The sequence below is a fragment of the Rhodococcus sp. NFXS4 genome, from assembly GCF_058139645.1.
This window is the reverse complement of the sequence record NZ_CP192221.1, coordinates 3,111,733-3,137,109: the sequence shown is the minus strand read 5'-3', so window position 1 is coordinate 3,137,109 and position 25,377 is coordinate 3,111,733. Positions and strand designations below refer to the sequence as shown.

Genomic DNA, 25,377 nt, shown 5'->3' with positions numbered 1-25,377 from the left:
GCTCGGATAACCCGGATCGAAGGAAAAAAACATCCGGACGGCGTTCAGCTCCGAATACTTCTCCCACATCTCACGCCGAGGTCACTTCATCGGATCGTTTCCCCAGTTCATCAGCGAGTAGCGCCACCGCGAGTGCTCCACGTCCTTCGAGGGGCCCTGGGCGCGATGTCGGTGCACGTATCCGACGACCTTGCGCATCGCGGCGACGTCGTCGTCCGTGAGATCGGATTTCTTCGTGTCCAGGATCGAGGTGATGCGCCGCCCCATCTCGTGCCCCGTCGACTCACCGTCCTTCGAGTCACCGACGGAGCGGGACTCGTCGGTCGTCAGCCAGTCCTCGAGCTCCTTCCTGGTCATGTTGACCGCGTCCTTCCAGTCGTCCCACACGTCGTCCACCGTCTCGTTCTTCTCCGTCATGACGCATCGCGTTCCCCGGAAGCGAGGGCGGCAATCCCGGTCGTTTGACGTCCGTCCTGACGGGCAGACCTCCGGACGAGACGACCGAACACCCGTCGGACACACCGTGGGAGGAACCGATGCATCCGAACTCACTCCGTGCGTTGACCGAGTCCACCGGACCTTTCGTGTCCGTGTACTTCGAGGATTCGCACGACACCGAGGACGCGCGAACGCGCCTCGAGCTCAGCTGGCGCGGGATCGAGGAGGAGTTGCGGGAGCGGTCCGCACCGGACGAGGCCGTGGAGGCCCTCCGGTCCGCGGTGCTGGACGCACCGCCCGCCGTCGGTCGCAGCGGGCGCGCTCTCATCGCTGCCGGGGCGACGGTGCTCGTCGACGAGCGCCTCCTCGGCCCGCCCGTCCGGACGGAGGTGCGGGTGTCGGAGTTGCCCTACCTCGTTCCCCTCGTCGACCACGGCCCCGTGGACCTGACCTACCTGGTGGCGTGGGTCGATCACGCGGGAGCCGACATCACCGTGCACGGACCCGGCGGAGTGCACGAGGAGACCGTCGACGCCGTGTCCGGACCCGTTCACCAGGCAGCCGGGGCGGAGTCCGCCGGCTACGGCACCCCGCAGCGCCGTACGGACGACGCCGCGCGCCGCAACGTGAGCGCCGTGGCCGACCGGGTGACGCACCTGATCGACGAGCGACGGCTCGACGTCGCGTTCGTCGCCGGGGAGGTGCGCTCGCGAACCGATCTGCGCGGCGCGCTCCCGGAACGCACGGCGGACGTCGTGGTCGAGCTCGACATCGGGGCACGCGGAAGTGGGGACCACGACGAGGAACTGGCGCACGCGATCGAGGAGGAGGTCGAGCGTCGACGACTCGCCGCGATGGACGACGCCGCCCGGAGGTGGTCGGCCGAGACGGGCCGGGGGTCCGGGCTCGCGATCGACGGTCTCGACGACGTCTGCGCAGCGGTGCGCGACGGCAGCCTGGAGACGCTGCTCGTCGGGGATCTCCCGGAGGTCACCGTGGTCGCGGACTCGTCGCCCACCATGATCGCACCGGACCCCGACGCGCTCTCGGTGTTCGGTGTCTCTCCCGCCCGCACGCTGCGGGCCGACGAGGCCGTCCCGTTCGGTGCGCTCCACCTCGACGCCGAGGTGCTGCGCGTCGACGAGCGGATCGATCCCCGCGACGGCATCGCCGCGCTGCGCAGGTACGCGACGTGAGGGGTCGACACCCGACGTGATCGAGCCCGCGCACCGCGCCCGTGCGACCATCTGCCGATGAGTGTGTTGGTGTGCTTCCATGCCCATCCCGACGACGAGGTGTTCGGCACCGGCGGGATCATGCGGTCGGCAGCCGACGCCGGCCACCGAGTGGTGCTGGTGACGGCGACCGACGGTGCGCTCGGTGAGGTGCCCGACGGCCTGTTGACCGAGGGCGAGTCGCTGCACGATCGGCGGCAACGTGAACTGGAGCGCTCGGCCGAGGTGCTGGGGGCACAGCGCGTGGTCGTGCTGGGATACGCGGACTCGGGGATGGCCGGGACCGAGGGCAACACGAACCCGCACGCCTTCGCCAACGTGGATGTCGAGGAGGCCGCTCGGCGGCTCGCGGACGTTCTCGTCGAGGAGCAGGCCCGTGTCCTGACGGTCTACGACTCGCACGGTGGTTACGGCCATCCCGACCACGTGCAGGTGCACCACGTGGGGGTGCGCGCCGCGGTCATCGCCGAGGTGCCGTTCGTCTACGAGGCGACGATGAACCGTGACCGCATGCGCGAGATGATGACGGCGAACCCCAACTGGGATCCGGGCGAGAACGAGGACGCCTCGCAGCTCGACATCGAGGCGTTCGGCCTGCCCGAGTCGGAACTCACCACCGCGGTGGACGTGTCCGGTGTCCTGGCCGCCAAGCGTGCGGCGATGGTGGTGCACGAGTCGCAGATCGGTGACTTCGGCCCGTTCATCCCCATGTCGGACGAGGATCTCGCGTCCGCGTTCGGCACCGAGTGGTTCCGACGCATCGTGCCCCCGGTCGACGCGCCCGGCGCCGTGCGCGAGACCGCACTGCCTCTGTAAGTCCGGCACCGGGGGCGGTTTGGTGGCGGGAGCGCAGGGTAGCCCGGAGCATGAGCCTCGTCACAGGAGATGTCGGAGTACGCCTCACGGTCAACGGCGAGGAGCACCGGATCGAGTGCGACGTCCGGACGACCCTCCTCGACGCGCTGCGTGAGAGGCTCGGGCTGACCGGGTCCAAGAAGGGGTGCGACCGCGGTCAGTGCGGATCGTGCACGGTGCTGTCCGGTGGTCGGCGCGTGGTCAGCTGCCTGACGCTGGCCGTCGCGGCACAGGACGACGACATCACCACCGTCGAGGGGCTCGCCGACGGCGAGGACCTGCATCCCGTGCAGGCGTCGTTCCTCGCGCACGACGCATTCCAGTGCGGCTACTGCACCCCCGGTCAGATCTGCTCTGCCGTCGCCGTGCTCGACGAGGTGAAGAACGGATGGCCCAGCGCCGTCACCGAGGACCTCGACGGCGTGCCGACGGCCTCGGACGCGGACATCCGAGAACGGATGAGCGGCAACATCTGTCGGTGCGGCGCCTACCCCAACATCGTCGATGCCGTGCGAGAGAACATCGACGGCATATCTGCAACGACGACGGAGACGGGCGCGGACCGGTGAAAACATTCGCGTACGACCGTGCCGCCGACGCGTCGACCATCGCGTCCGCACTCGCCGAGGGGTCCACCCGCGTGCTGGCCGGCGGAACCAACCTCGTCGATCTGATGAAGCTGGGAATCGAGACCCCGGACCGGCTCGGCGACATCACGGGTCTGGCCCTGGCGGACATCGAGTGGAACGACGGCAGTGGCGGCGGGGTGCCGGGTCTTCGTGTCGGGGCCCTGGTCCGCAACAGCGATCTGGCCGCCGACCCCGTCGTGCGTTCGCGGTTTCCCGTCCTGTCGCGCGCCGTGCTCTCGGGTGCGTCCGGTCAACTGCGGAACATGGCGACCACGGGCGGGAACCTGTTCCAGCGCACCCGCTGTCCGTACTTCATGAACGTCGACACAGCGTGCAACAAGCGTGAACCGGGCTCGGGCTGTTCGGCCCTGGACGGCGATCGGCGCAACGCCGCGGTGCTGGGCGCATCGCAGCACTGCATCGCCACCCATCCCTCGGACATGGCCGTGGGCCTCGCGGTGCTCGATCCCACTGTCACCGTCGTCGGCACCGACGGAGTACGCGAGATCCGGTTCGCCGATCTGCATCGGCTTCCCGAGTCCGCACCCGAACGCGATTCGACTCTGCGGCAGGACGAGTGGGTGACGCACCTCGACATACCGCCGCTTCCACCCGGTGCGCGCTCGACCTATCGGAAGGTGCGGGACCGTGCGTCCTACGCCTTCGCGAGGGTGTCCGTCGCCGCCGTCGTGGTCGTGGAGAACGGGGTGTTCACCACGGCGCGCATCGCGCTGGGCGGAGCCGCTCACAAGCCGTGGCGGGCCACGGTCGCCGAGTCCGAGCTGCTCGGGGCGATCCCGTCCCGGAGCGGCGTGATCGCTGCGATGGAGCGCGAGCTCGCCGCGGCACACACGTTCCCCGACAACGACTACAAGTTGTCACTCCTCGCGTCGACGGTGGCCTCCACCGTGATGTCCCTCGCCGACGCGGCCGCGGACGAGGCGGCCACCCGATGAGCGTCACGGGAACACCGGTCGAGCGGCTCGAGGGCCGCGACAAGGTCACCGGAGCCGCCCGGTACGCGGCGGAGTACCGGGACGTCGGTGGAGAACCAGCGCACGTGGCGATCGTCGGCGCCGCCGTTCCGGCGGGGCGTGTGCTGGACGTGGATCGTGCCTCGGCGCTGACGCTTCCGGGTGTCCTCGCCGTGCTGTGGCACGGCAACGCCCCGACGCTCGGGTCCGCCGGGGACGGCGAGTTGCAGGTGCTCCAGTCCGATGTCGTCGCCTACCGCGGGCAGATCGTCGCCGTGGTCGTGGCGGAGACGTCGGAGCAGGCGACGTGTGCGGCCTCCGTTCTGGACGTCACGTACGAGAGTCGCCAGTGCGACAACGAATTACGGGAGCATCACCCGGGCATCTACGCACCCGAGCAGGTGAACGCGGGCTTCGACACCGATGTCGTCACCGGGGAACCGGAGCGGCGCTTCGAGGAGTCCGCGGTGCGCGTCGACGTCCGCTACACGACGCCGCCCGAACACAATGCGCCCATGGAGCCGCACGCGTCGATCGCCGCGTGGAGCGAGGACCGGTCGACCCTCACGGTCTGGGACTCTACGCAGGCGCCGTCCGGCGTGGCCGGAGATCTCGCCGAGCTCTTCGGCGTCGACTCGGACGCCGTGCGCGTCATCGCCCGGCACGTGGGCGGCGGCTTCGGATCGAAAGGGAGCACGCGACCGAACGCGGTCGTCGCGGCCATGGCGTCGTCCGTCGTGGGTCGACCGGTCTCGTTTCCGGTTCCACGCCGGTCGACCTTCGACTTCGTCGGCTACCGGACGCCGACGATCCAGCGGGTCCGACTGTCGGCGGACGCGGACGGCTCGATGACGGCGTTGCTGCACGATTCGCTCCAGCAGACCTCCACCGTGATGGAGTTCGTGGAGCAGACGTCCGAGGGCAGTCGCCACGTGTACGACATCGACGACGTCTCGACCACGCATCGCGCGGTCGCGCTGGACGTCGGGACACCGCGCTGGATGCGCGCTCCCGGTGAGGCGCCCGGCATGTTCGCTCTGGAGTGCGCGGTGGACGAACTGGCCCACGCGCTCGGAACGGACCCCGTCGAGTTGCGGCTGCGGAACGAGCCGTCGGTCGATCCCGCGGACGGGCAGACCTACAGCTCACGTACCGTCCGCGCCGTCTTCGAGGAGGGCGCGCGGCGCTTCGGTTGGGCCGGTCGTGACCCGCGGCCCGCGATACGCCGAGAAGGACGCACCCTCGTCGGGACCGGTGTCGCGATGGCGACCTACCCCGCGATGACGTCGCCGAGCACGGCGCGGGCGACCGTCCGTGACGACGGGACGGTCGACGTGTCCGTCGCCGCGTCGGACATCGGTACCGGCGCACGAACGGTGCTCGCCCAGATCGCCGCCGACGCGCTCGAGGTCGCGCTGGACCGGGTCCACATCCACGTCGGGGACAGTGCGCTGCCCACGGCGCCCGGCGCAGGCGGGTCCTCGGGTACCTCGTCGTGGGGCTGGGCGGTGACCAAGGCCTGTCGTGCGCTGCGCGCGGACGGAGACCTCGCACCGGGTGCGACGGCCACCGCGGACACCACCGACGACCTCGAGGAGCGTGCGGCGCTGGCGCGGCAGGCGTTCGGCGCCCATTTCGCCGAGGTGCACGTCGACGTCGACACGGGGGAGGTCCGCGTGACGCGGATGCTGGGCGTCTTCTCCGTGGGCCGTGTGCTGAACCCTCGGTTGGCTCGGTCACAGCTCCTGGGCGGCATGGTGTTCGGTATCGGCATGGCACTCATGGAGGAGGGCATCGTGGATCGACGACACGGCGGCTTCCTCAACGCCGACCTCGCGGAGTACCACGTCCCGGTGGACGCCGACGTCGCCGACATCGAGGCGATCTGGGTCGAGGAGCACGACGACGATCTGAACCCGATGGGCAGCAAGGGGATCGGCGAGATCGGCATCGTGGGGTCGCCTGCTGCCATCGCCAACGCGGTGTTCCACGCGTGCGGTGTCCGGGTGCGAGACCTGCCCATCACTCTCGACACCCTGATCGAGCGGATGGACCCCGCGCTGCGCCTGTGACCACCCGGTCAGCCCAGCAGATCGTCCAGGCGCTCGTAGCCCTCCCGCATGCCCTTCTCCATGCCGCTCGCTGCCATCGAGTCCCGCGCCTCCAGTGTCGGGTACACCGAGTGGCCCTCCAGCCGGCAGCGGTCACCCAGGTCGACGAACGTGAGGAACTCGATGCTCACCACGTCGGGGAAGCCCTCGTACTCGAAGGTCTGCACGGCGAACTCGTTCGTCCGCACCGTGTGGAACATGCCGTGGAACGCGTACTCCGCACCGCCGGGATCACGGTGGACGTAGCGGTACCGGCCACCGCCGCGGAAGTCGTACTCCTCGACCGACATCTCGTAGCCGGCGGGACCGAGCCAGCGGGACACCAGTTCGGGCTCCGCGTGCGCCCGGAAGACCGCGGACACGGGTGCGTCGAACTCGCGCCGGACATCGATGAACGGCAGACCCGCCGGTGAGTGGATGTGCAGCGCCCTGTCGCCGGTTCCGGTCATCGTCGTCTCCTCGATCTCGGGTGGCGGGGAGGTCCAGTGTGAATCAGTGCTGGTCGTCGGTCGTGTGGATTCGAGAAGAACGGAAGGTGGTAGACACATCGGGACATGATCGCCGGTTCCACCGCGGCGAGGGTGTCTGCCATCACACTGCCGCGACAGCTCGGGGGACCCACGTGCGTATCGCTCTGCTGTCCTACCGGAGCAAGCCCCACGTCGGCGGTCAGGGTGTCTACGTCGCGCGTCTGAGTCGAGCGCTGGTGGACGAGGGGCACGAGGTCGAGGTGTTCTCGGGTCAGCCCTATCCCGATCTCGACCCGCGGGTGCGGCTCACGCGAGTACCGAGCCTCGACCTCTATCGAGACGACGATCCGTTCCGCACCCCGCGGCCCTCCGAGATCCGAGACCTGGTCGACGTGTCCGAGGTGCTGACCATGTGGACGGCCGGGTTCCCGGAGCCCCGCACGTTCGGGGCACGCGCCGCTCGTCTGCTGCGCGCGCGAGCCGACGAGTTCGACGTGGTGCACGACAACCAGTCGCTGAGCTACGGATTGCTGCGCATCCCGTTGCCGCTCGTGGCCACCATTCATCACCCCATCACCCGCGACCGTGCCCTCGACCTCGCGGCGGCGCCGTGGCGACGACGGATCACCGTGCGGCGCTGGTACGGCTTCCTCACCATGCAGCGGCGGGTGGCGCGCCGGATCCCGCGGTTGCTGACCGTGTCCCGCTCGTCCGCGGTGGACATCGTGGACGCGTTCGGGGTCGCTCCGGGTGCGGTGACGGTGGTCCCGCTCGGGGTCGACACCACCGTGTTCACCCCCGGCGCGGCGCCGCGAGTTCCCGGCCGCATCGTCGCCGTCGCGAGTGCCGACGTCGCCCTCAAGGGTGTGCGGCACCTACTCGAGGCGGTCGCGAAGATGCGCACCGAGCGGGATGTCGAACTCGAACTGGTGTCGAAGGTGGACCCCGCAGGGCCGACCCGGACGTTGATCGACGATCTCGGTATCGACGACATCGTGCGGACGCGGAGCGGTCTCGACGACGCCGAACTGGCGCGCGTGCTGGCGTCGGCCGACGTGGCCTGCGTGCCGTCGCTGTACGAGGGCTTCTCGCTCCCGACCATCGAGGCCATGGCCTGCGCGACCCCCCTCGTGGTGAGCCGCACCGGGGCGATCCCCGAGGTCGTGGGGCCCGACGGGCTCTGCGCCGATCTGGTGCCTCCCGGTGACAGCGACGCCCTGGCGCGGGCCCTGATGCGCGCGCTGGACGACGAGCCCCGCCGACGCGCCATGGGCGAGCGCGGGCGGGAACGGGCCACGCAGACCTACGGCTGGCCGGCGGTGGCCGCCGCGACCGTCGCGGAGTACGAGAAGGCGATCGCCGATCGCCGTGGACGAGGGAATCGAGAGACGACATGCTGACGATGGACTTCGACCGGCTCGGCTTCGGTGCGGGCGATCGCGTCATCGACATCGGGTGCGGCCAGGGGCGCCACTCCTACGAGTTGTACCGCCGCGGGGCCCATGTCACCGCCTTCGACCAGAACGCGGACGAACTCGACGAGGTCAAGGTCATGTTCGGCGCGATGGCCGAGGAGAAGCAGGTACCGGAGTCCGCCACGGCGGAGACGGTCGTCGGCGACGCGTTGTCCCTGCCGTTCCCGGACGAGTGGTTCGACGGGGTGATCGTGTCCGAGATGCTCGAGCACGTGCCGGACGACGCGTCGGCCATCGCCGAGATCGCGCGCGTGGTGCGCCCCGGCGGCACGGTGGCGGTGAGTGTCCCGCGCTGGTTGCCCGAGCGGGTCTGCTGGTCCCTCTCCGACGAGTACCACGCGAACGAGGGTGGCCACGTTCGGATCTACCGTGGGAGTGAGTTGGCGGCGTCGCTCACCGCGGCGGGCCTCGAGGTCACGCACACCCACCACGCGCACGCACTGCACGCTCCGTACTGGTGGCTCAAGTGCGCGGTCGGGGTGCGGAACGACGATCACCCGCTGGTGCGCGGCTATCACTCGATGCTGGTGTGGGACATGATGAAGGCCCCGCGCACCACCCGAGTGCTCGAGCAGGTCCTGAATCCCGTCATCGGCAAGTCCGTGGTGATCTACCTGCGCAAGCCGGAGACCGGGATCGGCGGACCGGGGGCCGGACGTGGCGCTTACTGATCACGTGACCCCGTCGGTTCCCGGAATCCTGTCCGCCGAGCAGTGTCTCGCCAGTGCGCGCAGCATCGCCGCCGTCCAGGTCCGGTCCGGGGCGATTCCGTGGTCCGAGGGCGGGCACCTCGACCCGTGGGACCACGTCGAATCGGCCATGGCGCTCAGCGCCGCGGGCCTCGTCGAGGAGGCCGACGCCGCGTACGAGTGGTCGCGGCGCACGCAGCGCAGCGACGGCACCTGGCCGATCCGGCTGCGCGGCGACGTCGTGGAGGACGCCGGCGCCGACACCAACTTCTGCGCATACATCGCGGTGGGGGTGTGGCACCACTTCCTCGTCACCGGCGACGACAACTTCGCCCTGGCCCTGTGGCCCACCGTGCGCCGCGCCGTCGACTTCGTCCTCGGTCTGCAGACCGACCGCGGCGAGATCGCCTGGGCCGCAGGGCCGAACGGATCGCGTGCCGAGGCCCTGCTCACCGGGAACGCCAGCATCCACCACAGTCTGCGGTGCGCGCTGGCGCTCGCGGCGTACATCGGCGACCCGCAGCCGGACTGGGAGGTCGCCGTCGGCCGGCTGGGTCACGTTCTGCGGCATCACCTCTCGGCTTTCACGCCGAAACCGTCGTACTCCATGGACTGGTACTACCCGATCCTGGGCGGCGCCGTGCGCGGACGGGCGGCCGGGCGGCGCATCGACGACCGGTGGTCGGACTTCGTCGTGGAGGGGCTCGGCATCCGCTGTGTCGACGACCGACCGTGGGTCACCGGTGCCGAAACGTGTGAGCTGGTTCTGACTCTCGACGCGATGGACCGGGTCGACGTGGCGACGGACCTGCTCGGAAGCATGCAGCACCTGCGGGAGGACGACGGGTCGTACTGGACCGGGCTGGTCTACGCGGACGGCAAGCGGTGGCCCGTCGAGAGGACGACGTGGACCACCGGAGCCATGATTCTGGCGGCCGACGCCCTGTCCCGGTCCAGTGCCGGATCCGGCATCTTCCGGGGGGGCGATCTGCCCGTCGGGCTCTCCGGCGCGCATCGCAGCTGCGGCTGCGCGGGGGAGTTCTACCCGGCGAGCGTGCCCGGCTGACCCGAGGTCCGCACCAGCACTCGCAGTGAGCCGACCACGCGGTTCTCGGTGAACATGCCGCTGTCGAGGGCACGCCGGTAGATGCGGTACGGGGCCTGCCCGCCGTCCGCCGGATCCGGGAACACGTCGTGGATGAGCAGGGCGCCTCCGACCGCGACCCACGGCGCCCACCCCTGGAAATCGACCGTGGCCGCCTCGTCGGTGTGGCCGCCGTCGATGAACAGCACGTCGACGGGATGCTTCCACAGCGCGGCGACGTCGCCGGAACGGCCGACGACGGCGACGACGACGTCCTCGAGGCCCGCCCCCGCCAGGGTGCGGCGGAATCGTCCGAGAGTGTCCAGCGCACCGGTGGCCGGGTCGACGAGCGTGGTGTCGTGGTACTCCCAGCCGACCTGGTGCTCCTCGGATCCGTGGTGGTGGTCGACGGTGACCACACGGCCGCCCGTGGCGCGCGCCGCGGCGCCGAGGTACACGGTCGACTTGCCGCAGTAGGTGCCTATCTCCACCACCACGCCGTCGCCCAGGAACTCGGCGGTGGCGTCGAAGAGCGCGAGTCCCTCGTCGGCGGGCATGAATCCTGTTGCTGCCTCAGCGAACTCGCGCAGGTCGTCGGGCATGACGGGACGTGCGGGGGTGTCGGTCACACGGGCGAGCCTAGCTGGTCGAACACCTTGCCCGGGTTGAGGATGCCCTGCGGATCGAGTGCGTCCTTGACCGCGCGGTGCATCGCGAGGACCACCGGATCGAGTTCCTGGACGAGTCCGTGCATCTTGAGCAGGCCGACGCCGTGCTCGCCGGTGACGGTGCCGCCGAGGGCGAGTGCGGCGTCGATGATCTCGTCGAACGCCGCCTGCGAGCGTGCTCGGGCGGCGTCGTCTCCCGGGGGTGTGATGAGCAGTGGGTGCAGGTTGCCGTCGCCGGCGTGGGCGATGTTGGCGATGACGACGTCGTGGGCGATGCCGATCTTCTCGATCCGCGACAGCATTTCCGGCACATGCCGTTTGGGGACGCACACGTCCTCGGTGAGCACCGGGCCCAATCGTTCCATGGCCGGGTAGGCCAGGCGCCGCGCCGCGAAGAGCGCGTCCGCCTCCTCCTGATCGGTGGACACCGCCGACCAGGTGGCGCCGCCCTCGTCGAAGCAGGCGAGCATTTTCTCCGCCTCCTGGTCACCGATCTGCCCGGGGGTGTCCACGCGGCCGAGCAGCACCACTTCGGCGTCGACGGACAGTCCCATGTTCTTCCACGCGTCCACCGCGAGGAGGCACTGCTTGTCCACCAGTTCCAGAGCGGAGGGGGTGAGCCCGGCGGCGGCGACGGCGGCGACCGCTCGGCCCGCGTCGACGATCGAGTCGAAGTAGCCGGCGACGGTGCGTTGCGGGTCCTGGAGGGGGCGCAGTTTGACGGTGATCTCGGTGATGACGCCGAGTGTTCCTTCCGAGCCGACCATCAGTCCGGCGAGGTCGTACCCCGCGACGCCCTTCGCGGTGCGTCGGCCGAGTCGGACCTTCTCACCGGTGCCCGTGACCACCTCCATGCCCATGACGTAGTCGCGGGTCACGCCGTACTTCACGCAGCACAGGCCGCCGGCGTTGGTGGCGACGTTGCCGCCGATGGTCGACCACGGCGAACTCGCCGGATCCGGTGGGTACCAGAGGCCGACCTCCGCGACGGCAGCGCGCAGATCGTCGTTGATCACGCCCGGTTGCACGACGGCGTACCGCTCGAGGTGATCGATCTCGGTGATCGCGGTCATGCGGTCGAGCGCGAGGACGATGCACCCCGCGGTGGCGTTCGCGCCGCCGGAGAGCCCTGTCCCGGCGCCGCGGGTCACCACGGCGGTGCCGTGGTCGAGGCACGCCCGTACCGTCGCCTGGACCTCGTCGGCCGTGGCCGGACGCACCACCGCGAGAGGGGTCGCGGACGGCGCCCACTCGGCCTCGTCGTGCTGGTAGGACGCCATGACGTCGGGATCGACCACCACCCGATCGGCGGGGAGTACGGCGAGCAGGGCATCGACGATCATCGGTCGAGCGTAGCGCCGGGCGACCGCCCGCCCGCCGGATCCCGCCCCCCTCTTCGGAGGGTGGTGGGAGTGGTTCAGGTCACATACGTTCCTCCCGAGTCCGACGATTCGGACGATCCTCACCTCGGATGGAGAACCATGACCACAGTTTCGCCGGACGACGCGACGGCGCGCGCCACCTCGGCACCACCCGTCGCGGCACCGCCCGCCACGAGCGTCCGCAAGGTGGCCGTCGCCAGCGGCATCGGAACGACCATCGAGTTCTACGACTTCTTCATCTACGGCACCGCGGCCGCGCTGGTCTTCCCGACGGTGTTCTTCCCGGCACTGGGATCGACGGCCGGCACCGTCGCCTCGTTCGCCACCTTCGCTGTCGCCTTCGTCGCGCGTCCCGCGGGAGCTGTGTTGTTCGGTCACTTCGGCGACCGCATCGGCCGCAAGAAGACGCTGATCTCGACGCTGCTGTTGATGGGTGTCTCCACCTTCGTCATCGGGCTGCTCCCCGGTGCCGCGACCATCGGCGTCGCCGCACCGATCATCCTGGTGGTGCTGCGGTTCGGGCAGGGGTTCGCCGTCGGCGGTGAATGGGCGGGAGCGACGCTGCTGACCGCCGAGTACGCACCGGCGAAGCGGCGCGGCTTCTACGGCATGTTCCCGCAGCTCGGTCCGGCCGCCGCCTTCATCCTCTCCAGCGCGACGTTCCTGGTGACCGGCGCCGTGTTCGGCGACACCAACGACACGTTCCTGAACTACGGGTGGCGGATCCCGTTCCTCTTCAGCGCCGTGCTGGTGCTGATCGGTCTCTACATGCGCCTCGCGATCGAGGAGACGCCGGTGTTCAAGGCCGATCAGGCCGCCGCCGCGACCACGCCGTCCGCTCCCACCCGGCTCCCGGTGCTCGAAGCGTGGCACGTGCAGAAGCGCGAGGTGCTGCTCGCGGCCGGTGCGCTGGCGTCGCTGTTCTCGCTGTTCTACATGGGCACCGCGTATCTCACGAGCTACGGCACGAAGACCCTCGGCTTCGACCGGCCGTTCGTGCTGTGGACCGGCATCGTCGGTGCGGTGATCTTCGGCATCACCATCGCGCTGTCGGCGACGTTCTCGGATCGGGTGGGTCGGCGCCGCGTCATCATGGTGTCCTGCGCGGCGGCCGTTCCCTGGTCGCTCGCCCTGTTCCCGATCCTCGACACGGGATCGAGTACGGCGTACGTGATCGCGATGTGCGTGACCCTGTCCATCTTCGGTATCGCCTACGGCCCCACCGGTGCGCTGCTCCCGGAGCTGTTCCGGACCCGGTTCCGCTACACCGGTGCCGGTCTCGGCTACAACCTGGCGGGCGTGCTCGGCGGTGCGATCCCACCGCTGCTGGCGGCTCCGTTGACGGCGCAGTTCGGCAGCATCGCCGTGGGCGTCATGCTGGCGCTCCTGTCGGTGCTCAGTCTGAGCTGCACGCGAGCACTGGTGGAGACGAAGAACAACGACCTGACCTGACCTGACCCCACGACGACGAATCCGGTGCAGAGATCCGCGGTGAACGCGGATCTCTGCACCGGATCTCGTGTGCGTGGAGGCTAGCGAGTGCCGCCCTTGGCGTACTCGGCGATCGCGTCGATGTTCGTCGAGTCGATGAAGGCCGGGCCGGTCAGAACGGGCGTGCCGCCACCGATGGTGTTGCCGTTGTTCAGGTACAGCCACAGCGAGTCGACGGCCAGGTAGCCCTGGAGGTACGGCTGCTGATCGACGGCCCACGCGACGTCGCCGCTCTGGATGGCCTCGACGAGTGCGGCGTTGGTGTCGAAGGTGACCACCGTGGCCTCGGAGTTGGCGTTCGCCTTGGACTGCACCGCGGTCAGCGCGATGGGGGCGCCCAGGGCGACGATGTGGTCGATGGTCGGATCCTGCTGCAGCTTGGCCGTGATGGTGGCCTCGACGGACGGCATGTCCTTGCTGTTGACGTTCAGGATCTCGGTGGAACCGCCGGTGAAGCCCTGTGTCACACCCGCGCAACGGGATTCGAGGGCGACCTGGCCCTGCTCCTGGATGATGCAGAGGGTCTTCTTCGCACCCTCGGTGGTCAGACGCGCACCGACGGCCTGGCCGGCGATGGTCTCGTCCTGGCCGAAGTACTGCTGGACGCCCTGGTCCTTCCACGCGTCGTAACCGGAGTTGAAGGCGACGACCGGGATGCCGGCGGCCGTGGCGGCCTCGACGGCGGGTGCCATGGCGTCGGGCTTGGCCAGTGTGACCGCGATGCCGTCGACGTCGGAGTCGATGGCGCTCTGCACCAGGTTGGCCTGGTTCGGCGCCTCGGGATCGGCCGAGTAGCGCAGCTCGATGTTGTCCTTGGCCGCAGCCGCCTCGGCGCCCTTGCGGATGAGGTCCCAGAACGTGTCACCGGGAACCTCGTGCGTGATCATCGCGATCGTGGCGCGCGGGGTGTCGGCCGTGCCGGCGTTGCCGCCGCCGTCACCGGAGGACTCCGGTGCGCCGCCCGAACTGGAGCAGCCCGCTGCCAGGCTGACGCTCAGTGCCACGCCGAGAGCGACAGCAGTGCCCCGACGGGTGAAATGACGTGTCATTCGGTCTCTTTCTCGAACGCCGACGAGAGAACAACGCGGCGACATACTGGGTACGACTGGAATGGATCGAGCCGGTGACCTGTTCGGTCGCGGCCCGACATATGTGTAATCCACATCACAAGGGAAGTCAATAGTTTGTTCGGACAATACGTCCGCAGCACAGCGAGCCGTCAGGCTCCAGGCCCGGTCGCGATCATCGCCAGGACGGCAGGGCGGTCGAGCTTGCCGCGGGCCGTGCGGGGGAGCGCGGGCACCGTGACCACGCGAGTGGGCATCGCCGGTGCCTCGAGGTGCGCCCGCAGATGACGCCGCAGAGCGGTGCGGTCGACCGGCTCCGAGACCGTGATCGCCGCGACCGGGACGTGCCCCATCCTCGGATCCGGCTCGCCCACACACGCCGCGTCGAGCACGCCGGGAAACCCCCGCAGGGCGGTCTCCACATCGAGTGGCTCCACCTTGAGGCCGCCGCGCACGATGGTGTCGGAACTGCGGCCCGCGAGAAACAGCCACCCGCCGCGGATCTCGCCTCGATCGCCTACGCTCGTCCACCCGTTCACGGGCCCGTCGGACGGTTCCGCGTGATCGGGGTGGGTCAGGTATCCGTCGAACAGCATGTCGCTGTGCACGCTGACGACGCCGTCCACAGTTCTCGTGCGGACACCCGAGACGAGCCGCCCGGCGGAGCCGTCGGGAACCGGTTCGGTGGAGGAGTCCACGGCCACCAATGACAGTTCCGAGGCGCCGTAGAAGTGGACGAACCGAGCGCCGGGAACGCGAGCGGACAGGGCGTCGCGACCGGAGCGCGGCCAGAAAGCACCCGAGGACAACACTTCTCGGACCTGCGCCAGCCCAGGTCGGCTGGACACGGCGATGTCGTGTGCGAGGGTGGGCACGGTGTAGACGTGCGTCGGGTCGACGTCTCCCGCGGAGGACCACGACTCGAGGGGCCGTAGGTCCACGGCAGCACCTCGCGTGAGCGCGTGCACCAGTCCGTAGAGGAAGTGGGTGTGGTCCAGGACGCCCGGTGCGGCCACCCGGGAGTGCCGGTCCACGGTGAACTCCTCGTCGGACCGATCGAGCGTGCGCGACCACGATCGCCGCGAGCGGACGAAGAGCTTGGGAGTGCCCGACGTGCCGGAGGTCAACCCCGCCAACAGTTCTCCGGCCTCGTCCGGTGCCGGGAGGGGGACCGCGGGTGCGGCGGCGAGGTCGTCGGGCGAGGTGAGCGTGCCGGTGACGCCGAGTCGACGCAGCCGGGTCCGCCCGCGCTCCGTGGCGATCACCGCAGCGGGGCGACCGATCTCGAGAACCGATGCGAGGTGGTCGGGAAGCAGGTGGCGGTGCAGGAGCACGAGCGAGCAACCTGCACGGATCGCGCCGAGAACCGTGACGACGGAACCGAGATCGGACGCCGGGAGGACGGCCACTCGCTTCGCACCGAGCAGGCGTGCGGCGACGCGTCCCGACCGATCCCACATCTCACGATAGGTGAGACTGCCGTCCGCGGCGACGACCGCGAGCGAGTCCGGACGGTCCCGGGCGCGACGACCGATGCGCTCGTCGATCGAGTCCGCGATCACGCGTCATCGTCCCGGTCGTCGTCCACGCCGCGGGCGACGAGACTGTCTCCCAGCGCATCCGCGGTCCGCAGCGCGCGGACCACCACGGGTGTCGCCAGCGCGGTCATCGACCACTGCAGTCCGCGGGCCTTCCGTGCGTCGGAGACCTCGTGCACGATGCCGGTGAGGACGGGGACGAGCCGGATCGTCAGTGCCAGCAGCAGTCCGATGCGGTCGGGGTCGACGCCGAAGCGCCGCAACGGTTCCAGGACCCTGCCGCACACGTCGAGCATCGCGGTCACCCGGGTGGTGAGGGTGACCAGACTCGCCGCGGCCACCGTGACGACGAGAATCCCGCACACGACCACGGCGCGGGCCGGGGTCGTGATGATCACCTGGAACACCGCGATGATCGCGATCATCCAGAAGAGCGGCCGGATCTGCGCGAGTGCGGTCCGCGGGCCGATGCCCCCGATCCCGAAGAGAACGGCGACCACGCCGGCAGCGACCGCGACGTCGACCGGTCGGCGAACGAGGGCGATGACCGCGATGACGCCGACCATGAGCAGCAGAAGCTTCCACCCGGCCGGAAGTCGGTGCAGGAGCGAGTGACCGGGTCGGTAGAGGCCGATCATTCGAGCAGCGCCTCGTACGCGGGCAGGGCGTCGGCGGGCCGTCCGTCGTGGGCGACCCGAGCGTCGTGGATCACGATGACGCGATCGAAGTTCGTCAGGAGATCGAGGTGATGTGTCACCACGACGACCTGCTGCTCGAGAGTGTCGAACACCGCGCCGACCTTGCGGGAGTTGCGGAGATCGAGAAGCGTGGTGGGTTCGTCGGCCACCAGGACCTCGGGTCGGCGGATCAGCACTGCGCCGATCGCCAGCATCTGTTTCTGTCCGCCGGACAACAGGTGCGCGGGATGATCGGCGTGACCGGCCAGCCCGAAACGGTCGAGCATGTCGGCGACGCGGTCCGCCACCTCGTCCTTCGACGCTCCGGTGCGGCGCAGCGAGAACGCCAGATCTTCGGCGACGGTCGGCATCACGATCTGGTTGTCCGGGTCCGTGAACACGAACCCGACCTTCCGTCGCACCTGGCCACCCTTGCGCGCGACGTTCAGACCGTCGACGGTGACGGTGCCGGAACTCGGCGACACCAGACCGTTGATCATGCGGGCCAGGGTCGACTTCCCGGAGCCGTTGGATCCGACGATGCCGACGCGGTGTTCGGTGATCTCGAGATCGATGTCGCGCAGCACGGGCCGATCGCCGTATCCGTGCGAGACGTGATCGAACCGGATCACGCTCATGCTCCGACTCGTTCCACGAGCATGGCGATGCCCTGACCACCGCCGATGGCGCACACCGCAAGACCGAGAGCGGGGGAGTCGGTCGTGGCCATCTGCTCAGCCAACCGGACGAGGAGAAGCGCTCCGGAGGCGCCCCACGGGTGTCCGAGCGCGATGGCCCCTCCGTGCGGGCACACGATGTCCGGATCGATGCCCAGCCGGTCGACGGCCGCCAGGGCCACCGAGGCGAAGGCCTCGGTGATCTCGACGATCCCGACGTCGGACAGGTCCACTCCGCAGCGGTCGAGGACGGCGCGGACCGCGGGCACGGGGGACAGTCCGGGGAGCGCGGGATCCGTCCCGGCGACGGCCCAGCCGAGTACCCGCAGGGCAGGGCCGTCGGCCCGGTCCGCGGTCGTCACGGCGAGCACGGCCGCGCCGTCGGAGATGCCGCACGAGTTGCCCGCGGTGGCGGTGCCGTCGGGGGAGAACGCCGGACGCAGCCTGCTCAGACGCGCCGTGGTGAGTCCGCTGCGCACCCGCTCGTCCCGATCGATCCCGGCGACGGTGACGATCTCCGCCGAGAAGTCCGTCTGCGAGGCGAGTCGGTGCGAGCGTTCGGCGTACGCGTCCTGTCGCTCCCGGTCGATGCCGAGCGTGCGGGCGAGATCGTCCGCGGCCGTGCCCATGTCGGGGTCGGGGTGACCGCGCGGGGTGAACGGTGCGCGCGTGTACCGCTGCGGACCCCCGTCGTCGACCGGGGCGTGGAAACGCCACGGCGCCGTGCTCGCCGATTCGACTCCCCCCGCGAGAATCAGGGCGTCGTCACCCGCGCGGACACGGGACGAGGCCAGGGCCACGGCGTCGAGGCCCGAGCCGCACTGGCGGTCGACCGTCACGCCAGGGACGTGGTGACCGAGACCGGCCTGCAGCGCGGCGACCCGAGCGAGGTCGCCGCCGGGACCGAGGCAGTTGCCCAGGACGACGTCGTCGATGCGGCCGAGATGGTGCACCCGGCGAGCGACGTCGGCGAGGACGGGTGCCGCGAGGTCGGCGGCCGTCAGGTCGGCGAACGCATGCCCCGCCGTGCCGATCGCCGTCCGCCGTCCCACCAGCAGGATCGGATCGCGCGGGGACGAGCGCACCATGTCAGGCGGCGGACCCGACGGTCGCGCGACGCCGCGGCGCGACGAGACCGGGGTAGGCGCGGTGCACGCCCTTCGCGACGACGGTCGCGACGACGACCTTGACCGCGTCGCCGGGAACGTAGGCGCCCGTGGACGCGATGGCCGCCCCTACGCCGAGGTCGGTGCGCAGCAGCAGGCCGAGGACGCCGAAGACGTAGATGACGGCGATGCCGCCCACGGCGTTGACGAGCAGACCGGCCCACAGCGGGTAGGACGGGACGATCAGCCGCGTGAGCGCGCCGATGACGAAGGCGCCCACGACCCATCCGACGAGGTACCCGACGCTGGGGGCCGCGAAGACGCCGAGACCGCCGCGTCCGCCGGCGAGCAACGGCAGGCCGATCGCGACGAGTGCGAGCAGGACCAGTACCGCGGCCGCACCCTTGCGGGCGCCGAGAACCGCGCCCGCGGCGATGACGCCGAGGGTCTGCAGGGTGATGGGCACACCGCTGATGCCGACCGTGATGGAGCCGGGAAGGCCGAGTGCCGCGATCAGTGCCGCGAAGACGGCGACCTGAGCGAGGTCACGAGCCGAGAAACGAGGGGACACGGTCGGGACTCCTGTGCGTGGCGTGAGCGAGAACCACTTGAACGGTGTTCAAGTGCGCGGAGTCACGCTAGTGGGGTGCTCGTACCCGGTGCAACTCCCCGTCGTGTCACAGCGACGCGACGAGGGCGTTCAGAGTGGCGGAGCTGCTGTGCGCGGGATGCCACCCGAGGTCGCGCTTGGCCTTCGAGGTGTCCATGACGACGGACGTCCGTCCCACGTGCACCCACTCCACCATCGACGGGACGAACGGGAGGGTGCGGATCACCGCCGACGCCGCAGACCCGAGGAGGGACGGCACCCGCACCGGGAAGGCGCCCAGCGCGGCCGCCACCTGCGACAGGGACACCACCCCGTCGCCCGCGATGTTGTACGGGCCGGGAGGTGCGTCCGTGGTCGCGGCGAGCGCGATGGCCGTCGCCACGTCGTCGTGGTGCACCAGTTGCAGCGGGTGTCCCGGGTCGGGGAATACCGGACGCACCGCGCCGACCACGGCCCCCAGTGGTGCGGGGAGCTGGGCGGCGATCGAGCGCCACGGCATGGAGTCGGCCAGGGCGGGCGCTTTCGGGCCGGCGACGATGCACGGCCGCAGGACGTACACCTCGAGGTCCGATCCCGCGGTGACCTCGTCGAGGACCTCCTCGAGTTCGGCCTTCTGCTCGGAGTAGTAGTGCTCCTTCGATCCGCGCGTCGGCGTGTCCTCGGTCAGCGGCACCCGGTTGTCCGAGTGATAGCCGTACGCGGCGACGGACGAGGTGTAGACGAGCCGTGTCGGCCGCGCGGCGGCCACCGTCGCCTCGAAGACGGTGCGAGTCCCGGCCAGGTTGATCCGTGAACTCTCGGCACGCGATCCCATGATGAGGAAGGCGAGGTGCACCACGACATCCGCCTCGGCGACGAAGGCGTCCACCGCCTCACGATCGAGTATGTCGCCCTGCCGGTACTCCGTCTTGGTCCAGCCGTGCTCGTCCACGTCGAACGGTCGTCGCGCCATGCCGAGGATGCGGTCCACGGCCGGATCGCGCTCGAGCGCGTCCACCGCCGACATGCCGATCTCGCCGGTCGGACCGGTCACTGCCACTGTGAGTCCCATGGGTCGATGATGCCCGCTGACGTCGGGATTCAAGCAAGGTTCGGTGGGAGTGAGAGACTGCGACGATGCAGGATCCGGACCATGTTCTCGGCGCGCTCCGTCGCTCACCCGATGTCGAGGCGCCCAATCTCCACGCCGTCGATGCCTCCGACCGGTTGATCCTGGCCGAGGCCGCGGAGTCGACCTCCACCGCCGAGCCCGGGTCGGTCGCGGTGATCGGCGACCGGTACGGCGCGCTGACCCTCGGGACCGCCGCCGCGCACGGCCTCACCGGCATTCGCGTGCACCAGGATCCCCTCACCTCCGAGCTCGCGCTGGCCCGCAACGCCGGCGCGCTCGGCCTCGGCGACGTCTACACGAACCACGCGTTGGATCGAGAGTTGCTCGACGGTGCGACCGTGGTGCTGCTGCAGCTTCCCCGCGCCCTCGCCGAGCTCACCGAGATCGCCGAAGCCGTTGCCCGCTGGGCGGATCCGTCGGTCCGCGTCATCTCGGCGGGTCGACTCAAACACATGAGTCGGTCGATGAACGACGTGCTCGCCGCGAACTTCACCGACGTGGCGGCCACCCGCGCGGCGCGGAAGTCCCGCGGGTTGGTGGCGACCGGGCCGCTGCCTCGCGAGAGCGCGACGTACCCCGTGTCGACCGTCCTCGCCGATCTGGACCTCACCGTGGTCGCCCACGGTGCCGTCTTCTCCGGGGACCGGCTGGACATCGGCACCCGGTACCTGTGCACGTTCCTCGACCGGATGTCGCCCGACGCGCGCCGCATCGTCGATCTGGGGTGCGGGACCGGCATTCTCGCGGTCCTCGCCGCGCGCCTGCGGCCGGACGCGGAGGTGGTCGCCACAGACCGCTCGGCCGCGGCGGTGGCCTCGGCGGCGGCCACGGCGGAGGCGTCCGGCGTGCGGGTCACGGCGCGTCGGGACGACGCCATGGCGTCGGAGGCGCCCGCGACCGCCGACGTGATCCTGTGCAATCCACCGTTCCACGAGAACGCGGCCGTGCACACCGGGGGAGCGGAGAAACTGTTCGCGGCCGCGCGGACCGTCCTGCGCCCCGGCGGCGAACTGTGGGCGGTGCACAACTCACACCTGCGGTTCCGCTCCATGCTCGCGCGCATGGTCGGGCCGACGGAGGTAATGGGCCGCAACGACAAATTCACCGTCACCCGGTCGATCAGGTGACGGTGAATGTGTCGGCCGCACAAGTCAGGCGGACGTGACTCAGTCGAAGTAGGAGCCCGCGTCCTCGGGGGTACCGTCGATCTGGCCGCGGTGCGTCGCAGAGTTCTCCACCACGACTCCGTCCACCACGTCCGCGTCCTTCACGGCGGCGCCGTCGGTGCCGTCGTCCTCCGTGGCGTCCGCGATGTAGTCGTTCTCGTCGTCGCTGTCGACGACTCGGTCCACCAGTTCCTCGGTCAGATCGTCGTCTGGTGTCGCCGCCACGGGGACGTCGAGTTCCTCCTCCAGCGGGACGTCCGGCACTTCCTCGGCCAGCTTCTGGTCGAGGCTCTCACCCTCACGCGCCTCGCGTTCGGTGGTGCCGAACTTGTCGGCCTCGGTCCACGAGTCCGGCGGGGTGACCACGTCGTCGACGTCGTCCGTGCCTCGGATCTCGTCCGAGTCGAGACTCTCACTCTGGTCCAGCGTATCTCCGGGTCCGTCTTCGATGCTCATGAGGGAGAAGGTGCCCGGATCGCCCGAGCGACAAACGTGAGCGGACAAACGTGCGCCGACCGTGTGTACTGATGCGGTACTGCGCTGGGGGAACGGCGACGTCCGCCCGGTACAGTCCGTTTTGTCCGATGGGAACTTTTCCGTCGCATCCGAACGTTGAGAGATACACAGGCTCCACCACACGAAAGGGATGAGACACGGTGCGCACTTCCAGCAACCCGGTGTTCCGCAATCTGCCCAAGCAGGCGGGAGGCGGATATGCCTCCTTCGGTTCGGCCGCCGCCGGTGCCGGTGCGGTCACCCAGCAGTACGGCTCCCCGCAGGGACAGCCGCAGCCGTACCAGACCGGTCCGCAGCAGCGTGCGATGACGATCGACGACGTCGTCACCAAGACGGCCACCACCCTCGGTGTCCTGACGGTGTTCGCCATCGCGTCCTACGTGCTCGCGAGCAACAACCCCGGCCTGGCCCCGATGTTCGTCATCGGCGGCGGACTCATCGGCTTCGTCCTCGTCCTCGTGGCGACGTTCGGCCGCAAGATGGACAGCGCGCCCCTGGTGCTCGCGTACGCGGCCTTCGAGGGCGTGTTCCTCGGTGCCCTGTCGCTCCTCTTCACCGGTCCGATGTTCGGCGTGAGCAACGGCAGCTCGCTCATCGTGCAGGCCGTGCTCGGTACGTTCGGCGTGTTCTTCGGCATGCTGATCGTCTACAAGACCGGCGCGATCCGCGTGACTCCTCGCTTGACCCGCATGATCGTCGGCGCCCTCATCGGCGTGGTCGTACTGATGCTCGGCAACCTGGTCGCCAGCTTCTTCATGGACGGCGGTTTCGGTCTGCGCGACGGCGGACCGATCGCCATCATCTTCAGCCTCGTCTGCATCGGCCTCGCCGCGTTCAGCTTCCTGCTGGACTTCGACCAGGCCGACCAGCTGATCCGTGCCCAGGCGCCGGAGAAGGCTGCCTGGGGCGTCGCGCTCGGTCTGACCATCACCCTGGTCTGGCTGTACGTCGAGATCCTGCGACTGCTGAGCTACTTCAACAACGACTAGTTCCAGCGGTAGTCGTCACAGCCGACAGCCCCCGTCCTCCTCTCGGAAGGCGGGGGCTGTTCGCTGTGTGCGGGACGACTCAGCTGAGGCGCTCGAGCACCATGGCCATGCCCTGTCCGCCGCCGACGCACATGGTCTCGAGACCGAACTGCTTGTCGTGGGCGCGCAGGTTGTTGAGCAGGGTCGCGGTGATGCGGGCACCGGTCATGCCGAAGGGGTGTCCGAGGGCGATGGCGCCGCCGGAGACGTTCAGCTTGTCCTCGTCGATCTTCAGTTCCCGTGCGGAGCCGATCACCTGGACGGCGAAGGCTTCGTTGATCTCGACCAGGTCGATGTCGTCGATGGTCTTGCCGGCGAGCGCGAGCGCCTTCTTCGAGGCCTCGATGGGGCCGAGGCCCATGATCTCGGGCGAGAGGCCCGAGACGCCGGTGGACACGACGCGGGCGAGCGGGGTCAGCCCGAGTTCCTTGGCCTTGGTGTCGGACATGATCACCAGGGCCGCGGCGCCGTCGTTCAGCGGGCAGGCGTTGCCGGCGGTGATGGTGCCGTCCGGGCGGAAGACCGGCTTGAGCTGCGAGATCTTCTCGTAGGTGGTGCCGGCGCGGGGGCCGTCGTCGGTGCTGACGACGGTGCCGTCGGGCAGCGTGACCGGGGTGATCTCGTTCTCGAAGTGTCCCTTGGCGATGGCTTCCTCGGCGCGGTTCTGGCTGCGGACGCCCCAGTGGTCCTGCTCCTCACGGCTGATGCCGGTGAGCTGGGCGACGTTCTCCGCGGTCTGGCCCATCGCGATGTAGGCGTCGGGGAGGTTGCCCTCTTCGCGGGGGTCGGACCAGGTCTGGCCGCCCTCGGCGATCTTCTCGGTGCGGGCCTGCGCGTCGGCGTAGATGGGGTTCTGGGTGTCCGGGTAGGAGTCGGAGTTGCCCTTGACGAAGCGGGAGACGGTCTCGACGCCGGCGGAGATGAACACGTCGCCCTCGCCGGCCTTGATGGCGTGCAGGGCCATGCGGGTGGTCTGCAGCGACGAGGAGCAGTAGCGGGTGATGGTGGTGCCGGGGAGGAAGTCGTAGCCGAGCTGGATGGCGACGTTGCGGCCGATGTTGAAGCCCTGCTCGCCGCCGGGCAGACCGCAGCCCATGAGGAGGTCGTCGATCATGGTGGGGTCGAGGGCGGGCACCTTGTCGAGGGCTGCCTTGACCATCTGCGCTGCGAGGTCGTCGGGACGCATGCTGACGAGCGACCCCTTCATCGCGCGCCCGATGGGCGAACGGGCCACGGACACGATCACTGCTTCTGGCATGGGAGGACTCCTGGGGTTGGCGACGATATGACTGGAGGGTAACTCTCGTCCGGTCTGCCCCCGGTCACTGCAGGGCGTCTCGCGGCCGTAGCCGCGACACGTGGCGGTTGGCCGAGGCGGTGAGGCGGGAGACGAGGCGACGCTGCTCGGCGACGTCCGACACCGTGGGCAGCGTCGGCAGGGGGCCGCCCGCCCATTCGCCCAGCGCGGCCGCCAGCACGGGCAGGATCTGCTGGGCAGCGAGTTCGTATCCGGCCGCGGACGGATGGAAACGGTCGGCCGAGAACATCCGCTCCGGTGCCGCGAGGAACTCCGGGGCGAGCAGATCCGCCAGCGCGACGGGGTGGCCGCCGGCGGCGAGAGTCGCCGACGTCTGAGCCCGCGCGAGTCGGTGGCCCCACGTCCGCACGACAGCGCGGAGCGGCTGCGGGATGGCGGTGACGACACCGAGATCCGGGCACGTTCCGACGACCACGACGGTGCCCTCCGCCCGCAGGCGACGCACCGCGGTACGCAGACGCTCGGCCGAGGCCGCCACCGCATGCTTCTTGGTGACGTCGTTGGCGCCGATGAAGACGACCGCAGCGTCGGGCCGGTCGTGGTGGGCGACCAGCATCGCATCGACCTGACCCTCGAGTCCCTTGGATGTCGCTCCGGGAATGGCCTTGGTGCTCAACCGGATCCGCTTCCCGCTCTCGTCGGCGAGACCCCGCGCGATCAGCACGCCCGGCACCTCGTCCGCGACGACGCAGCCCATGCCGGCCGCCGTCGAGTCGCCGAAGATCATCAGGTGCAGGTCGGACTGCACGCCGGGGCGCCACCGCTGCGGGACGCGCGCACCCGGGGCGTACACACCGTCGGCCTCGGGCGGCCGGTCCGTGCTGCGGCCGATCACGGTCCGGGCAGCGGCCGCCTGCGCCAGCAGGTGCCGGTACGCGGCCCAGGACAGCGTTCCCGCGCCGGATCCCGCGACGACGGTGGCGGCTCCCGCCACCGCTGCCTGTCGCCACCCACCGCGACCCGAGCCGCCCTGCTGCATCGCACCTCCGTTCACCTGTCCGATTCTAGGTGCGCCGACGGTGGTGCCGTGCAGTGCGATCGCCGCAGCGCGACGAGGCTCGG

The 25,377-nt window shown here is 69.9% G+C and carries 25 protein-coding genes; 11 read left to right on the top strand and 14 right to left on the bottom strand.

Translation table 11 applies throughout. The annotated features are described in order from the left end of the window. Positions 1-81: 81 nt before the first annotated feature. Positions 82-417 (bottom strand): DUF3140 domain-containing protein, encoded by a 336-nt coding sequence (locus J4E04_RS14670; protein WP_222627801.1) that lies wholly within the window; start codon positions 415-417, stop codon positions 82-84. Between the two features lie 119 nt (positions 418-536). Here J4E04_RS14670 and J4E04_RS14665 point away from each other — a divergent pair, with 119 nt between their 5' ends. From J4E04_RS14665 to J4E04_RS14645, 5 genes are read left to right on the top strand one after another with little or no spacing between them, the layout of a single operon-like run. Beyond that, entirely contained in the window at positions 537-1,634 is a 1,098-nt protein-coding gene (locus tag J4E04_RS14665; protein ID WP_222638213.1) for an Rv2629 family ribosome hibernation factor, read from the top strand. 57 nt (positions 1,635-1,691) lie between these two features. Further along, positions 1,692-2,489, top strand: coding sequence for a PIG-L family deacetylase (locus J4E04_RS14660; RefSeq protein WP_222638212.1), 798 nt, complete (start codon positions 1,692-1,694; stop codon positions 2,487-2,489). A 50-nt stretch (positions 2,490-2,539) separates the two neighbouring features. Continuing rightward, entirely contained in the window at positions 2,540-3,097 is a 558-nt protein-coding gene (locus J4E04_RS14655; RefSeq protein ID WP_328810094.1) for a 2Fe-2S iron-sulfur cluster-binding protein, read from the top strand. Beyond that, the gene (locus tag J4E04_RS14650; protein ID WP_490148882.1) at positions 3,094-4,113 is read left to right on the top strand and encodes an FAD binding domain-containing protein; all 1,020 of its coding nucleotides are present in this window, start codon (positions 3,094-3,096) and stop codon (positions 4,111-4,113) included. The genes J4E04_RS14655 and J4E04_RS14650 overlap by 4 nt, the downstream gene beginning before the upstream one ends. Next, on the top strand, positions 4,110-6,203 hold the full coding sequence (locus tag J4E04_RS14645) for a xanthine dehydrogenase family protein molybdopterin-binding subunit (protein ID WP_490148881.1): 2,094 nt from the start codon (positions 4,110-4,112) through the stop codon (positions 6,201-6,203). The genes J4E04_RS14650 and J4E04_RS14645 overlap by 4 nt, the downstream gene beginning before the upstream one ends. 8 nt (positions 6,204-6,211) lie before the next feature. Here J4E04_RS14645 and J4E04_RS14640 read toward each other — a convergent pair whose 3' ends face one another. Beyond that, positions 6,212-6,691 carry an SRPBCC family protein gene (locus J4E04_RS14640; protein WP_285188370.1) on the bottom strand — a complete coding sequence of 160 codons (480 nt, stop codon included), beginning with the start codon at positions 6,689-6,691 and terminating at the stop codon, positions 6,212-6,214. Positions 6,692-6,864: 173 nt separating this feature from the next. Between J4E04_RS14640 and J4E04_RS14635 the strand changes: the two genes are divergently transcribed. Genes J4E04_RS14635 through J4E04_RS14625 form a run of 3 tightly spaced genes read left to right on the top strand, consistent with a single transcriptional unit; the run spans position 6,865 to position 9,942 of the window. Further along, positions 6,865-8,112 carry a glycosyltransferase family 4 protein gene (locus tag J4E04_RS14635; protein WP_056447340.1) on the top strand — a complete coding sequence of 416 codons (1,248 nt, stop codon included), beginning with the start codon at positions 6,865-6,867 and terminating at the stop codon, positions 8,110-8,112. After that, entirely contained in the window at positions 8,106-8,858 is a 753-nt protein-coding gene (locus J4E04_RS14630; protein WP_490148880.1) for a class I SAM-dependent methyltransferase, read from the top strand. The genes J4E04_RS14635 and J4E04_RS14630 overlap by 7 nt, the downstream gene beginning before the upstream one ends. 4 nt (positions 8,859-8,862) lie before the next feature. Then, the gene (locus tag J4E04_RS14625; protein ID WP_490148879.1) at positions 8,863-9,942 is read left to right on the top strand and encodes a prenyltransferase; all 1,080 of its coding nucleotides are present in this window, start codon (positions 8,863-8,865) and stop codon (positions 9,940-9,942) included. Here J4E04_RS14625 and J4E04_RS14620 read toward each other — a convergent pair. Beyond that, the gene (locus J4E04_RS14620) at positions 9,918-10,562 is read right to left on the bottom strand and encodes a class I SAM-dependent methyltransferase (protein ID WP_222628841.1); all 645 of its coding nucleotides are present in this window, start codon (positions 10,560-10,562) and stop codon (positions 9,918-9,920) included. The two genes, J4E04_RS14625 and J4E04_RS14620, sit on opposite strands and share 25 nt — an antisense overlap. A gap of 23 nt (positions 10,563-10,585) precedes the next feature. After that, positions 10,586-11,971: an FAD-binding oxidoreductase gene (locus tag J4E04_RS14615; protein ID WP_490148878.1), complete on the bottom strand. Its 1,386-nt coding sequence runs from the start codon at positions 11,969-11,971 to the stop codon at positions 10,586-10,588. Positions 11,972-12,109: 138 nt separating this feature from the next. Between J4E04_RS14615 and J4E04_RS14610 the strand changes: the two genes are divergently transcribed. Next, positions 12,110-13,462 (top strand): MFS transporter, encoded by a 1,353-nt coding sequence (locus J4E04_RS14610; protein ID WP_490148877.1) that lies wholly within the window; start codon positions 12,110-12,112, stop codon positions 13,460-13,462. A gap of 80 nt (positions 13,463-13,542) precedes the next feature. On the opposite strand, the gene J4E04_RS14605 is transcribed toward J4E04_RS14610, so the two are convergent. The 7 genes from J4E04_RS14605 to J4E04_RS14575 form a co-directional block, all read right to left on the bottom strand. Further along, the gene (locus J4E04_RS14605; protein WP_027503955.1) at positions 13,543-14,550 is read right to left on the bottom strand and encodes a substrate-binding domain-containing protein; all 1,008 of its coding nucleotides are present in this window, start codon (positions 14,548-14,550) and stop codon (positions 13,543-13,545) included. Positions 14,551-14,720: 170 nt separating this feature from the next. Then, positions 14,721-16,130 carry a class I adenylate-forming enzyme family protein gene (locus J4E04_RS14600; protein ID WP_490148876.1) on the bottom strand — a complete coding sequence of 470 codons (1,410 nt, stop codon included), beginning with the start codon at positions 16,128-16,130 and terminating at the stop codon, positions 14,721-14,723. Beyond that, positions 16,127-16,744: an energy-coupling factor transporter transmembrane component T family protein gene (locus J4E04_RS14595; RefSeq protein ID WP_222627477.1), complete on the bottom strand. Its 618-nt coding sequence runs from the start codon at positions 16,742-16,744 to the stop codon at positions 16,127-16,129. The genes J4E04_RS14600 and J4E04_RS14595 overlap by 4 nt, the downstream gene beginning before the upstream one ends. After that, positions 16,741-17,421, bottom strand: a complete 681-nt coding sequence (locus J4E04_RS14590) for an energy-coupling factor ABC transporter ATP-binding protein (protein WP_027503952.1) — start codon at positions 17,419-17,421, stop codon at positions 16,741-16,743. The genes J4E04_RS14595 and J4E04_RS14590 overlap by 4 nt, the downstream gene beginning before the upstream one ends. Further along, complete coding sequence (locus J4E04_RS14585) at positions 17,418-18,548, bottom strand: thiolase family protein (protein ID WP_490148875.1); 1,131 nt, start codon at positions 18,546-18,548, stop codon at positions 17,418-17,420. The genes J4E04_RS14590 and J4E04_RS14585 overlap by 4 nt, the downstream gene beginning before the upstream one ends. 1 nt (position 18,549) lies before the next feature. Next, positions 18,550-19,137: a biotin transporter BioY gene (locus tag J4E04_RS14580; protein ID WP_037183888.1), complete on the bottom strand. Its 588-nt coding sequence runs from the start codon at positions 19,135-19,137 to the stop codon at positions 18,550-18,552. Between the two features lie 106 nt (positions 19,138-19,243). Further along, entirely contained in the window at positions 19,244-20,227 is a 984-nt protein-coding gene (locus tag J4E04_RS14575; RefSeq protein ID WP_222627471.1) for an NAD-dependent epimerase/dehydratase family protein, read from the bottom strand. A gap of 65 nt (positions 20,228-20,292) precedes the next feature. Between J4E04_RS14575 and J4E04_RS14570 the strand changes: the two genes are divergently transcribed. Beyond that, positions 20,293-21,414: a class I SAM-dependent methyltransferase gene (locus J4E04_RS14570; RefSeq protein ID WP_490148874.1), complete on the top strand. Its 1,122-nt coding sequence runs from the start codon at positions 20,293-20,295 to the stop codon at positions 21,412-21,414. Between the two features lie 39 nt (positions 21,415-21,453). On the opposite strand, the gene J4E04_RS14565 is transcribed toward J4E04_RS14570, so the two are convergent. Continuing rightward, entirely contained in the window at positions 21,454-21,909 is a 456-nt protein-coding gene (locus J4E04_RS14565) for a hypothetical protein (RefSeq protein ID WP_056447352.1), read from the bottom strand. A gap of 200 nt (positions 21,910-22,109) precedes the next feature. On the opposite strand from J4E04_RS14565, the gene J4E04_RS14560 reads away from it, so the two are divergent. Then, positions 22,110-22,958 (top strand): Bax inhibitor-1/YccA family protein, encoded by an 849-nt coding sequence (locus J4E04_RS14560; protein WP_490148873.1) that lies wholly within the window; start codon positions 22,110-22,112, stop codon positions 22,956-22,958. Positions 22,959-23,037: 79 nt separating this feature from the next. Here the strand turns inward: J4E04_RS14560 and J4E04_RS14555 are convergent, their stop codons facing one another. Both J4E04_RS14555 and J4E04_RS14550 read right to left on the bottom strand, forming a co-directional pair. Continuing rightward, positions 23,038-24,255 (bottom strand): acetyl-CoA C-acetyltransferase, encoded by a 1,218-nt coding sequence (locus tag J4E04_RS14555; RefSeq protein WP_490148872.1) that lies wholly within the window; start codon positions 24,253-24,255, stop codon positions 23,038-23,040. 64 nt (positions 24,256-24,319) lie between these two features. Continuing rightward, a complete protein-coding gene (locus tag J4E04_RS14550) occupies positions 24,320-25,294 on the bottom strand; it encodes an SGNH/GDSL hydrolase family protein (protein ID WP_051613045.1) in 975 nt (324 codons plus the stop codon). Positions 25,295-25,377 lie beyond the last annotated feature (83 nt).